Below are 13,431 nucleotides of genomic sequence, written 5' to 3'. Positions count from 1 at the left end.
GCATGACTCATTCGTTTTTCGCGCCATACGTTAACGTCAGCTTGGCGTAAAAATCTTCCAACGTGAACCGGGCATCCACCGCGTTATATACCCGGATTTGGCGTGCATTCGGCTGAGAAGCGTAGGTGAGATCATCATTGAGCTGTGGTGCGTCGACTAACGTGTAATTGTACTCATGATCATCCAGCAACAGCGATATGGAGGGATTATCACCGAGAACCCACACTTCACTTTTCGGCCAGGGGACATCTTTGACAAGGGCAGAAATCTTCCTATTGAAATCAATCATCTGCTGCCACAAATACTCCCCAACCTTACCTTGTGGTTTGACTCGGGCGGCCAGTTCCGCAAGCGATACGCGAACGGACATATAGACATTGTGCGGGACTTGCCACATCGGAACCTGCGATGTAAAGACATTATTCGCGGCAACCGGATCATTAAACATATTGTATTCCCAGCCGCCTTTCGGATACGGCATGCCGCCAATCCAGACTACCGTCATTTTCTGTGCAATTCGCGGTTCGGCTAGCAACGCAGCGGCGACATCCGTCACCGGCCCCATAACTAACACAAACAGCGGAGTATCGTCCGCTTTCATCGCTTCTTTAATCAGCGCTTTTGCCCCTTCACTCAACGCTGGCGACGTTTCCCCTTTTTTCAGCGCGTCCAGCGCACCGCGATACACCGGCACATCGGTTTTCTCCATGAGTGTCAGCAGATGTTTTAATTCCTGATAACTATTTTCCATGCTGGCGCCGGGATCGCTTTTCATTAACGGCGCGGTGCGGGCATAGTGGGAAGCAATTACGCCTTTAACCTGAAACGTCGGCGTCAGCAACGCATGCGCCACAGCAAAATCATCATCCGCTTCGTTTTTAGCGTCGCTGCTGATCATCACCCGAATCTGTTTACCGTCCGCCACGTCGAACGGCATCCCCTGCGCGGCGGCAGAAAAAGCGCAAAACGCGATAACGATGGCGGCCCACCATTTACCGGCTTGGGTTACGTGTTTGATAACTTCACAGTTAATAGCCATAAGTATCCTTCATTCTCTTATTTCAGTGCTGTTGAATAACCTTTGCACCAACTCGATATCGGCCGGACGCCATACGTCCATTTCATGCCCAGAATTCGGGTAGTTTATTGCGGGAATAAGCGCGGCATGAAATCCAACGCTGAATTTCATGCCGCCATAATTTATATTTAATCCTTTACGCTAGCGGGCCGTTATCACCACCATACTTCCGCCTGTACCCCCACGGTGAATTGATCGCTTTTACTATCCGCAAATTGGAATTGGCTGATTTCATTATCCAATGCCTTCAGATAAGTACCGTAGAACCGTATTTCAGGACGGGATGTCAGCATGCTGGTGTCCACTTTAATGGTATGGAATAGCGTGGTTTTATAACCCGACTCATGATACTCCTCTCCACCGGCTTTATTCTTCTGATCAAACCATCCCAGTTCCACACCAGTCTGGTTGTTATTATCCCAGATATAAGCCGGACGAATAACCGCGCGAACACTTTCAAAATCGGTATGCGCGCCGGTATCATAGCTGTATATATCACTGCCGCGGGAATAGACCAGAGCATTAGCCATAATCACTTTGGGGTGTAAATACATTTCGCCCTGGGAGATTAAACGGAATGCCTTACCGTAACTGTGTTCGCCATAATAGTCGTCATTATAGCCATAGGAGGGGTTGGCATCGGATATAAGCGCAAAGCCGCTGGCGATGGAATTATCCGCCCCTTGCAGGGTAAATTCATTAAATCCGCCGCTGGCAAAATTCTGCCGTAAAATAACGCCGGCGTGCCAGGCATCTTTCACACTGTAATAACTACCGTCATTTTCATTATTTCTATTGGTGTCATTGCGGTTCGCCATCGCATATCTTCCGAAGACTTCCAGCGTAGCGTTGTCCCACAGCGGAAGATCTTTATAGCGCAGATCAATGGAATTGCTATTTACCTGCTGTGTATTGCCCGAAGTGTCATAATCCACCGCATGCGCGTTCAGATCCTGACGGGTCAGCGACACATTCAGCTTACCGGGGCCGACCTGCCAGTTTTCAATACCGACACCCGCGCCAGCGTTGGTGCGGTGACTCTTCCAGTCCAGCATCTGAATCTCATAGACCGGCATATTGTGTTTGCCCACCCAGAAATCCGCTTCCGGCGCGAAGGGAAGGAATCCCTTGGTAGTCAAATAAATATCTGAAAATGCGAGCACATTTTCTGAATCCTTGTCAAACCAGCCCCCGCTGTACTGCAAACCGACATTGCCATCCAGCATGACGACCGCTTTAGCTACTTTGCCGTCCTGGTCATACACTTTCTGCGCCAGTTCCAGATCGAACCAGGCGCCGTTTTCATTACCGAAACGCCCCACCGAACCGATAGCGTAAGACTTCGGCGCGCCGCGCGTACCGGTGGCCCATCCTGACCGGAAGTATCCGCGATAGCTGAAACCAATATCATCCTTGATGAATTTGCTAAGCTCATGCAGCGTCAGTGATTTCTGCTCTGTCGCGGCGGCCGTTTGCTGCGTTCCCGCCTGCTGGGGCTGTACCACTTCGGTAACAATACGCTCCTGACCGGTGGGCTTCTCAATACTGCTGGTTGCCACCTGCTGTTTGTGTTCAGCAATCGATTTATATTCACGCAACTCTTTTTTCGTCGATTGTAATTCTTGTTTATTTTCCGCTAATTCCTTTTCTAACAATGCCAGCCTTTCTTCTATCGTTAACGCTGCCGCCATCGCACTATTAGATAAAATAGCCGATGATATTAATAATACAATGAGTTTTAGAGAGTAGTGTTTTTTACGCATAATATTTTCCAGATAGAGTACATTATTAAAATAAAAACAAAGGAATGCCCGATACTATCGTCAGTATCTGTGTGTGATTTTTAATAAAAATTTGCTAAGCGTTAGCTGCGCTCATGTAATATCAGTATTTTCTATTTCCTAAATTGGTTACGAATAAAATAGCTTGGTGTGCAACTCCACGCATGACAATAGCTGTTAATTTGCTTACTGCCATACGGCGAAGCCTGAGGATTATCAGGATCAAAGGCTTCCCAAAAGGTATCCGCTCCCGCTTTTGTCATTCCTCCCCAATAATTTTCGACCAATTTTTTGGCTTCTGTTGTTAATCCACCCTGCACCAGCGCATCAACCATATGATGATATAAATAAGGGGTCAACGGTCGAATTGCCTCAGAGGTTATCATCACTTTCTGCAAAGAAATGGCGCGCTCTTTCTGGGGTAATACATTCGCTAACGCCATCCATATTTGCGACGCCCAGGATATTTGCCGATTTTTCCCGCTAATAAATAATTGCAATGCCGGATCATAAAATACTTCTCTGGCTGCGACCGTCATTTTCTTCATTTTTTCGGCGACCGCATCCATATTCTCTGTGGGGAGAATAGCTTTTCCTAATTCAATTAAACGCTGACAGCTATAAATCAATACTCCCTGCATAGCCGTCTGTTTGTCTATTCCTTGTATTGCGGCGTCCTGATCTTCCCCGCTATTCCAGTCAATAAAAACATAATCTTTTTCCGGTATAATGAAGAGGCCTTCCTGATTCACATGTTGCAGCAGCAACTCAATTTGTTTTTTCGCTATCGGCCACAGTTCAACAGCGGTCGCTTTATCCTGAGTGGCACGAAAATAATCCAGCAGGACACAACCAAACAGCGCAGCATAATCAAGCAGCACCACTTCCCCTATTCTGGGCGCCGGCTTCTCATAAACGCATGCCGTGACATAACCATCATCGCGTTGCAAGCCTGCAAAGAGATAAAGGCAGCGGCGCACCAAATCCGTATTATTGAAGCTGACATAGTTAGCCAATGCCTGCAGACGCAAATCGCCCAACCATAGGCGTCGGTCTCGTTTCGGGCCGTCTTCAAAGACGGTCTGCATACATTCATGCAGTGTCCTGATACTGGCTTTATCGATATCCCGCCACAGGGCGCTGTCATACCGCTCGGGACGTTGCCTGTCCTCGCCTGCCGATGACACCGCCTGCACCTGGAGATTATCGAATGTGACGCTGAAGTTGGATGAGGTCGCAATCACCTCAATTTTCACATAGCGAAATGCGTGTCGGCGGGCGATCCTTACCGGCGCAGGAAGGAAATCAACATTGATGATCTCTTCCGGCAGCCAGGCGGCGCTAATCCAGCCGTTATATGGATAAAGCGATTCCGCGACATCGGTCACCACTTCACCAAAGGTCAAACGCAAACGTGCCGGCGAATCACAGGAAACGCCTTTCCAGCCTAATAGGAAGGTCAGAAATCCCGTGTAATGATCGCCGAAATCGACAATCACGCTGTCTCCGGTTTTGAACGTGCGTTGCGCCAACGTTTCCACGCAGGCGGTTTTCTCCATGGCATACCCCAGCATGTGGCTTTTATCCGCTTTCGGCTCCACCACCGTCAGCGCCGGATAGGCAACCTCCGGCAACGTCGGCGTCAAAGCATCAGCCAGTTGCAGATAGCGCTGCGCCGGCGTCGTAGCCGCGGCATCGGTTCCCGTCCGTACCGATGACCCCGCGTTCGCCTGTGCGTTCTGCACCGGCCAGGCTTTGATGCACGAAGCAACCACGGCCGCTTTTATCAGTAATTCTCGTCTATTCATGTCAATATCCGCTCAACTGCGATGAAACCACAAACCGCCGGCCGGCACGGTAAGCGATCGGGCCTGCCGACGATTCAGGGGCGCTAAACCTATTTCAGCGCTTCACCTTTGCTGCTAATCACATCGCGATACCAGTAAAAGCTTTTCTTCCGCTTACGCTCCAGCGTGCCATTACCCTGGTCGTCACGATCGACATAAATAAAACCGTAGCGTTTCGACATTTCCGCTTTTGACGCGCTGACCAAATCGATAGGCCCCCAACTGGTGTACCCCAGCACCTCGACGCCGTCTTCCAGCGCCTCGCCGACCTGAACCAGGTGATCGTTAAGGTACTGAATACGGTAGTCATCATTGATGCCGCCATCGCTTTCAATCCGATCTTTGGCGCCCAGTCCGTTCTCCACGATAAATAGCGGCTTCTGATAACGGTCATACAATACATTCAACAGGATGCGCAGCCCTTCAGGATCGATCTGCCAGCCCCATTCCGAGCTTTCGAGGTGTGGATTCGGCACCATATTCAGGATATTAGCGCGCGCTTTTTGGTTGAGTTCCTCATCGGTGGTGACGCAACCGCTCATGTAATAGCTAAAGGAGATGAAATCGATGGTTTCCTTGAGCGAATCCCGGTCATCATCCGTTATCTGTAGCTCGATAGCATTCTGTTTAAAGAAACGCTTCATATAGGCGGGATAAGCGCCGCGCGCCTGAACGTCGCCAAAGAACATCCATTCGCGGTTCTGCCGCAGCGTTTCCAGTACATCCGCCGGTTTACAGGTCAGCGGGTAAAGCAGACCGCCCAACAACATGTTGCCGATTTTGGCGTCGGGAATAATTTCATGACAGGCTTTTACCGCTTTCGCGCTGGCCACCAGTTGATGATGGATCGCCTGATAAATAGCCGCCTTATCGCTGTCTTCCGGCAGGCCAACGCCGGTAAACGGCGCGTGCAGCGACATGTTAATCTCGTTAAACGTCAGCCAGTATTTAACCTTATGCTGAAAACGCTGAAATACCGTGCGGGCATAGCGCTCAAAGAATGCAATCACCTGACGATTGCCCCAGCCGCCGTAGTTTTTCACCAGACCATACGGCATTTCATAATGTGACAATGTCACAAGCGGCTGAATATGGTGTTTGGCCATTTCATCAAACAGGCGATCATAGAACGCCAACCCCGCTTCGTTTGGCGTTTCTTCATCACCTTGAGGGAAAATGCGCGTCCAGGCGATCGAAGTACGCAGGCACTTGAAGCCCATTTCGGCAAATAGCGCGATATCTTGCGGATAGCGGTGATAGAAATCGATCGCCACGTCCTTTATGCCGCTATCGCCCTCGCGTCTCTCCACTATCTCGCCAAAAACGCCCTGCGGTTGCAAATCGGAGGTGGATAACCCTTTACCGTCCGTTAAGTAAGCGCCTTCTACCTGATTGGCCGCTATCGCGCCGCCCCATAAAAAATTGTCAGGAAAACGGTGGCTCATTTTTAATCTCCTCCCCAATTCGGGTAGTAACTGTTTAACGATCAAATAATCAAGGTTAACAACGGGGACTGTTCCGCTACGGAATCACCCGCCACAGGCAACACATCGATGTAATCATCGCTGTTGGTAATGATGATCGGCGTGATCGTGTCATATCCCGCCGCTTCAATGGACTGATAATCAAACTCCACCAGGAGATCGCCCTGCTTCACCACATCCCCGGTTTTAACGTGGGCGGTAAAATACTGTCCATTCAGTTTTACGGTATCAATCCCGACGTGGATCAATATTTCGGCGCCGTCAGCAGACTCCAGGCCAATCGCATGGTTGGTTTTGAACAGTGATGCGACCGTCCCGTTAACTGGAGAAACCACTCGCCCGCTCCGCGGCTTGATGGCGATGCCTTTTCCCATCAAACCACTGGCGAAAGTCTGATCGCTGACCTGCTCCAGCGGATGAGTTTCTCCTTCGATCGGACTGTTGACGGATTGCTGGCGTACCGGCGCGGCGCTTTTCTGTACGGCCTCGGCCGTCTGAGTCTCCGCTACCGGTTCTTTTTTTATCCCAAACAGGTAGCTGGCCACCGCCGAGAATACAAAGGAGACCGCCGTGCCGATAATTCCCCCCCATACGGTGATGTCCATGCCGGTCGGCGGGATGATTTGCGTAAAGGCGAAAATACTGGGCAAACCAAAAGAGTACTGTGTCGTGCCGAAATAGCCGGCAATCGCGCTGCCGAGCGCCCCGCCGATGCAACCGAAGATAAACGGACGACGCAAAGGAAGGTTGACGCCGTAGATAGCCGGTTCGGTGATGCCGAAGATCCCCGCCGGAAACGCCGAGCCCGCAATGCCTTTCAACTTTGCGTCCTTGGTGCGCAGGGAGACGCCCAACGCCGCGCCAGCCTGCGCCAATACCGCCGGCGTCAATACGGCGATCAGCGTGTCATGCCCCAATGCGCTCAGGTTGTTGATCATCAGCGGCACGAATCCCCAGTGCAGACCGAACATGACGAATATCTGCCACAGACCGCCCATAAAGCCGCCGGCAATGGTTTGATTCGCGCCATAGATCAACTGATAGCCATGCGCCAACTGATAGCTTAGCCAGGTGGTCACCGGGCCGATGGCTAAAAACGTCAGCGGGACGGTAATCAGCAAGCACAGGGCCGGCGTCAGGAAGTTACGGATATTGGCGTGCAGGAAAGCGTTCAGTGGTTTTTCCAGTTTGCAGGAAACCCACGCGGCAAAAATAATCGGAATAACCGATGAGGAATAATTGATAAACGTAATGGGAATGCCGAGAAAGTGTAATGGCTGATAATCCGCCGCCGACATGGCATTAAATTCGGCGATCATCGTCGGGTGGACCAACGCGCCGCCGATTGCCATGGTGACAAAAGCATTGCCGCCAAATTTTTTACCGGCGGTATAACCGAGAATAATCGGGAAAAAATAGAATAATGCATCGCTGGCGGAAAATAAAAGTTTATAAGTCCCGCTGCTCTCCACCAGCCAACCGCAGGCCAGGCTTAATGCTAAAAAACCTTTTAATATCCCGGAGGCCGCCATCACGCCCATTAATGGGGTAAAAATACCGGCGATGATATCAATAAAGCGGGATAATAGATTTTCCTTATTCCCCCCGTCCTGATTTTCAGCATTAGCGCTCGCGGATTCACTTATACCAGACACGTCAAGAAAATCCTGATAAACGTCGCCTACATGATTACCCACGACGACTTGAAACTGGCCGCCGCTTTCAAGCACCATGATAATTCCAGGATTATTTTTAAGTGCGGAAATATTTGCTTTCTTGCTGTCCTTTAATTTAAAACGCAGCCGCGTCGCGCAATGTATTACGTTATTTACATTCTCGCGACCACCTACACCTTCAAGTATCTCACTGGCTAATGTCTTGTATTTCATTGCCTATCCTTAATGCCCAGTAACCACACAATAAAATCAGTACGTTACGAAAAACCAACGCTATTTTTAAACGAAAAAAAACCCAAACTGTTTTTTTCACTGCCAAGGGGGCAGAAAACAAAAACGGTTTAGGTTTTGCCTGTATGGCTAATATTAAGCCGTACAGTTACAATCCTGATTTATCAACATCCTTAATGCAAGAATCCTATTCTTCAACCCGGCATTCTTGCAAGCGACTTATTCTTTTTTATCACTGTTATGTGATGAACCGCAAATTTCCTTCTTCTCTATTTCTTACGTTTTATCCAGCAATTCGGTTCTTACCCGCTCAATATGAATTGTCAAAAACATCAACTCTTCTTTCGTCAAACAATAGCGATACTGTTGATCAATATGCGCCTGTATCTTTTCAGCGCATTGGTAAGCAAGTTGGTATTTTTCCTTAACGACATCATGTAATGATTCATCATCACTGAACACCGTATTTTTGCCAATAAGCCGTTGCGCAAAAAACTTAAGATGGGTAACAAAACGATGATAGCTTAACGCCTGTTCATTATAATCCAGGTTTAGCTGATACTTCACAATATTCAGGATCTCCTGCATGATCTTGGTAATGTGAATAACTTCTGGCATTTCACTATCAAGCTGCGCATTGACTAAATGCAAAGCAATAAAGCCGGCCTCATCTTCCGGTAATCGCACCGATAAACGCTGCTCAATGATATCCAGCGCTTCAACGCCGACCAGAAATTCTTTCTGATAAAGGCGCTTGATCTCCCACAACAGCACATTGCGGATATTCACTCCTTGTTTATGGCGCTCAATCGCAAAGTGGCAGTGATCGGTCAATGAGATGTAAATACTGTTTTGCAACTTCCCCGGCAGGCGTTCTTTCGCCAGTGAAATGATTCTGTCCGCGGTGGTGATCACCTCCAACGGGATCTCCGACAGCAACTCTCTCAGGCGGGAGGTCAATTCCCCGCTCTTCAGTGCGAACACTTTCTCAATCAGCGATTCGTCCAGGGAATCGCCAGTCTGTTTTTTGAACCCCAGCCCGCGCCCCATCACAACCGACTCATTATTGTTCTCGTCGATAACCGTCACGACATTGTTGTTGAGTATCTTGGCAATTTTCATCGTTCATACCTTGAAAACAAAAAAACCAGACACCCGCTGAAAAGCGGATATCTGGTTTTGCCTGCTAGCGCAGTAACAATCCTTATAGCGGATAAACTATCACTTACCATATTCTTCTCAACATCTGCTGGGTAGAAACGTGACGTGGATCGATAGAACACATTTTATTTACATATTTTTTTCTTTTCTATAGCGAAAAGTGATAAATATCACATTTTCGCACGCAATGTGCAGGGTCTCAGCTGCACTGACATGATACTTTTTTGAACAGTTGCGCAACAAACCTGGGTAAAAACGACAAATCGTTACTTTTTTTGCGTAAACGGGCTAAAATATACGAATTGAGGCCGTCAGCCACCTTGTTTATCACGGGCTAATAACTATAATACGGAACGTTGTTTCAATTGAATGGTTTCAGCTAATTAACGTGCCACTATCATTAAAACCGTTGTCAAAGGCATCGCTTACCTTTATCTCGTTGATAAAACGTGATAATCGGTTATGTAGGTCATCATCTATACTTACCTCTTTCAGACTATACTCAAATGAATTATTTCCGGGGGTCCATCTCTCACAACCTTCGGTTCAATCGTTTTCTATCCATCACAACTTGTAGAAGCTATCGTATGAAAAAGACAAAAATTGTTTGTACTATCGGGCCAAAAACAGAATCAGAGGAAATGCTGAGCAAAATGCTGGATGCCGGCATGAATGTGATGCGCCTGAACTTCTCGCATGGGGATTACGCCGAACATGGTCAACGCATCAAGAATCTGCGGGCCGTGCTGGCAAAAAGCGGTAAAAAAGCAGCCATTCTGCTGGATACCAAAGGACCGGAAATTCGCACCATGAAGCTGGAAAACGGCGCCGACGTTTCTCTGACTGCGGGTCAAACCTTCACCTTCACCACCGATCAAAGCGTCGTCGGCAATAAAGAACGCGTTGCCGTGACCTATGCCGGCTTCGCTGAAGATTTGAGCGTCGGCAATACCGTGCTGGTCGACGATGGATTGATCGGCATGGAAGTAACGGCGATCAACGGTAATGAAGTAGTCTGCAAAGTATTGAACAATGGCGATCTGGGCGAAAACAAAGGCGTTAACCTGCCGGGCGTATCCATCCAACTGCCTGCTCTGGCTGAAAAAGACAAAAGCGATCTGATTTTTGGTTGCGAACAAGGCGTTGATTTTGTCGCCGCTTCCTTTATCCGTAAACGTTCTGACGTAGAAGAGATTCGCGAACACCTGAAACAGCACGGTGGCGAACATATTCAGATCATCTCTAAAATCGAAAACCAGGAAGGTCTGAACAACTTCGACGAAATTCTGGACGCGTCTGACGGCATCATGGTTGCTCGTGGCGATCTGGGCGTTGAAATCCCGGTTGAAGAAGTCATTTTCGCGCAGAAGATGATGATCGAAAAATGTAATCAGGCTCGTAAAGTGGTTATCACCGCGACGCAAATGCTGGATTCCATGATCAAAAACCCGCGTCCTACCCGCGCTGAAGCGGGCGACGTGGCTAACGCCATCATCGACGGCACCGATGCAGTCATGCTGTCTGGCGAAAGCGCCAAAGGGAAATACCCTCTGGAAGCGGTGAGCATTATGTCCACCATCTGCCGACGCACCGACAGCGTGATGAAGTCTCGCCTGGATACCATCAAAACCGTGGGCAAACTGCGCATCACCGAAGCCGTGTGCCGTGGCGCCGTTGAAACGGCAGAGAAACTGGATGCGCCGTTGATCGTGGTGGCGACCAGCGGCGGTAAATCAGCCAAGTCCATCCGTAAATACTTCCCGAACGCGCGTATCCTGGCCTTGACCACCAATGAAGTGACCGCCCGCCAGCTGCTGCTGAGCAAAGGCGTTGATACGCTGTTGGTAAAAGAAATCGCCTCTACTGATGATTTCTATCGTATTGGTAAAGAAGCGGCGTTAAGCAGCGGTTATGCCCAGAGCGGCGATGTTGTGGTTATGGTTTCCGGCGCGCTGGTTCCAAGCGGCACCACCAATACCGCTTCCGTGCACCGCGTCTAAATCTTTTCCTCTTTCACATATTGAAAAAGCGCCTTTTAGGGCGCTTTTTTATATTCTGCCGTTATCATGGTTAAATTAATATGCTTATTAACACATGCTTTTAATAACCAAAAGGTAAGACTTTTCTGATGGAAATATCGCTGTTTTCTTTGCTTTTTTCATTATTCGGTAAAACCCGCTGATTCTTTGAGCTAACGATCAAAATTAAGCATGTTCTCATCAAAAATTTATTCTCATTAGAAAAAAGTTTGTGTAATACTTGTCACGCTACATGGAGATTAACTCAATCTAGAGGGTATTAATAATGAATCGTACTAAACTGGTACTGGGCGCGGTAATTCTGGGTTCTACTCTGCTGGCCGGTTGTTCTAGCAATGCTAAAATCGATCAACTGTCTTCTGACGTTCAGACTCTGAACGCTAAAGTTGATCAACTGAGCAACGATGTGAACGCAATCCGCTCTGACGTACAGGCTGCTAAAGACGACGCAGCTCGTGCTAACCAGCGTCTGGACAACCAAGTTCGCACTTACAAAAAGTAATCGAACTGGTTAAGTAATGAAAATGGCGCATTTTATGCGCCATTTTTTTTATCTTCCGTTTTCAGTTCCGCCTTCATTCCGTTTACCTGAGTTCATTCGCCCCCTTCCTTTGAGCGCCTGGCAATCGCACCCGACGAACGCGTCTGCTTTCCGCCGGGTCATTCATTTCTATTTCACTCGGATGTACTGATAGAAGTAATAGGCGCGGCGTCTTGCGTCTCAGCACCCTCAGAAACCGCGTGTAACGCCTCCTGGTAGGTATTAATGTCCTGGCCTACGTTGACCAGTACCGGCATGCCTGAGCGGCGTACAATGGCGTCTGCGACGGTTTTGCCATCCGTATCCGCATTATCAATAAACGCCTTCGCCTTTTTATTGATGTCGATCGGCATGGTCTGCGGGTCGTCCTGATCGGTTCGAGACAGCGGCTGGTGAACTTCTACATAGCGTTTGCCATCAGGCTCAACCGACGTCTTGATCGCATCATTGACGATTTGTACCCGCGTGCCGACAGGGACGGAATTAAACAACGCTTCGATATCATCGGGACGCAACCGGATACAGCCGGAGCTGACGCGCATGCCGATGCCAAAATTCGCATTGGTGCCGTGAATCAGATACACGCCGCCATGCGCCGCCAGACGCAGCGCGAAAAGCCCCATTGGATTATCCGGCCCGGCGGGCACCACCGCTGGCAGCACGATGCCCTGCTCTTCCAGATAGTGTTTTCGGATATTCGCTGTCGGCGTCCAGGTCGGATTCGCACGCTTCTCCGACACCGACGTTACCATCAGCGGCGTTTTACGCCCCAGTTGGCCAATACCGATTGGATACACGATAACGGTATTCGTCCCCTTCGGATAATAGTAAAGCCGCAATTCCGCAAGGTTAACCACGATGCCCTCGCGCGGCGTATCCGGCAACAGCATCTGAGTAGGTATAGTTAATGTTGAACCGGCTGTCGGCAGATAGGGATCGGTGCCGGGGTTAGCCTCCAGCATCCCTAGCAGGCCAATTTTAAAATCAGCGGCAATGGCTTCCAATGGGCGACCATCATTGGGGACGGTATAAGCGATGTTCTCGCCGATAAGACGGCTGTTTGCCGGCGGTAGCGGGTATTCCGTGGCGCTGGCCGCACTACTGCCCGCCAGATACGTTGCGAATACCATACCAAGTAACGTTAACGCGCGTTTCATACTAAGTTCCCTACGTCACTGATCTATGTCGGTTTAAAAACGATGCCTGGTTCTCTTTTTATCAACCAGTATCATGCACCTGCTATATTAGCATTGTTGTAACAAAATGATATTTCACTTAAAAATCAAATCATTGATATTCAATTCTTTACAAAAGCCAGACCCAGCATAAAATTCAGCCCCAAATAAATCTACGGGACTAATTCTGAAATATCAGAATGTTAATTTATATATACTCATAATCATTATGGTTTAAATAAAAACGTACCGTTTCTTAAGCCACACGTTAAATCAGTTATCCAGGTAAGCGAAACCAATACCGCAATGATTGAAAAGATAAAAAAGGGATAAAAATAAACGCTGGCCGGGAGGCGATGTTAAACGCCCGTAGGTGAAGGCAGGAAGCCGGGCATAAAAAAACACCGGGCTTGTCGGC

General features: G+C 48.7%; 9 protein-coding genes. 2 read left to right on the top strand and 7 right to left on the bottom strand.

The window, feature by feature from the left end:
- Positions 1-7 precede the first annotated feature (7 nt).
- From ACN28R_RS05925 to licT, 6 genes are all read right to left on the bottom strand, one after another.
- Positions 8-937, bottom strand: a complete 930-nt coding sequence (locus tag ACN28R_RS05925; RefSeq protein WP_095835740.1) for a nucleoside hydrolase — start codon at positions 935-937, stop codon at positions 8-10.
- A 296-nt stretch (positions 938-1,233) separates the two neighbouring features.
- Positions 1,234-2,841, bottom strand: coding sequence for a carbohydrate porin (locus tag ACN28R_RS05920; protein ID WP_048638591.1), 1,608 nt, complete (start codon positions 2,839-2,841; stop codon positions 1,234-1,236).
- 131 nt (positions 2,842-2,972) lie between these two features.
- Positions 2,973-4,667, bottom strand: a complete 1,695-nt coding sequence (locus ACN28R_RS05915; protein ID WP_220701777.1) for an alpha-L-rhamnosidase-related protein — start codon at positions 4,665-4,667, stop codon at positions 2,973-2,975.
- Positions 4,668-4,756: 89 nt separating this feature from the next.
- Complete coding sequence (locus tag ACN28R_RS05910) at positions 4,757-6,151, bottom strand: glycoside hydrolase family 1 protein (RefSeq protein WP_095833880.1); 1,395 nt, start codon at positions 6,149-6,151, stop codon at positions 4,757-4,759.
- A 41-nt stretch (positions 6,152-6,192) separates the two neighbouring features.
- Positions 6,193-8,079: a PTS beta-glucoside transporter subunit IIABC gene (bglF, locus tag ACN28R_RS05905; protein WP_095833879.1), complete on the bottom strand. Its 1,887-nt coding sequence runs from the start codon at positions 8,077-8,079 to the stop codon at positions 6,193-6,195.
- A 294-nt stretch (positions 8,080-8,373) separates the two neighbouring features.
- Positions 8,374-9,219: a BglG family transcription antiterminator LicT gene (licT, locus tag ACN28R_RS05900; RefSeq protein WP_095833878.1), complete on the bottom strand. Its 846-nt coding sequence runs from the start codon at positions 9,217-9,219 to the stop codon at positions 8,374-8,376.
- Positions 9,220-9,845: 626 nt separating this feature from the next.
- On the opposite strand from licT, the gene pykF reads away from it, so the two are divergent.
- Entirely contained in the window at positions 9,846-11,258 is a 1,413-nt protein-coding gene (gene pykF / locus ACN28R_RS05895; protein ID WP_048638587.1) for a pyruvate kinase PykF, read from the top strand.
- A gap of 304 nt (positions 11,259-11,562) precedes the next feature.
- The gene (locus tag ACN28R_RS05890) at positions 11,563-11,799 is read left to right on the top strand and encodes a major outer membrane lipoprotein (protein ID WP_005970385.1); all 237 of its coding nucleotides are present in this window, start codon (positions 11,563-11,565) and stop codon (positions 11,797-11,799) included.
- Between the two features lie 173 nt (positions 11,800-11,972).
- Here the strand turns inward: ACN28R_RS05890 and ACN28R_RS05885 are convergent, their stop codons facing one another.
- Positions 11,973-12,995, bottom strand: coding sequence for a L,D-transpeptidase family protein (locus ACN28R_RS05885; protein ID WP_048638586.1), 1,023 nt, complete (start codon positions 12,993-12,995; stop codon positions 11,973-11,975).
- Between the last annotated feature and the right edge of the window lie 436 nt (positions 12,996-13,431).

Source organism: Brenneria goodwinii (genome assembly GCF_002291445.1).
GTDB lineage: Bacteria > Pseudomonadota > Gammaproteobacteria > Enterobacterales > Enterobacteriaceae > Brenneria > Brenneria goodwinii.
The sequence above is the reverse complement of the archived record's forward strand: the minus strand, read 5'-3'. Positions and strand labels throughout refer to the sequence as shown.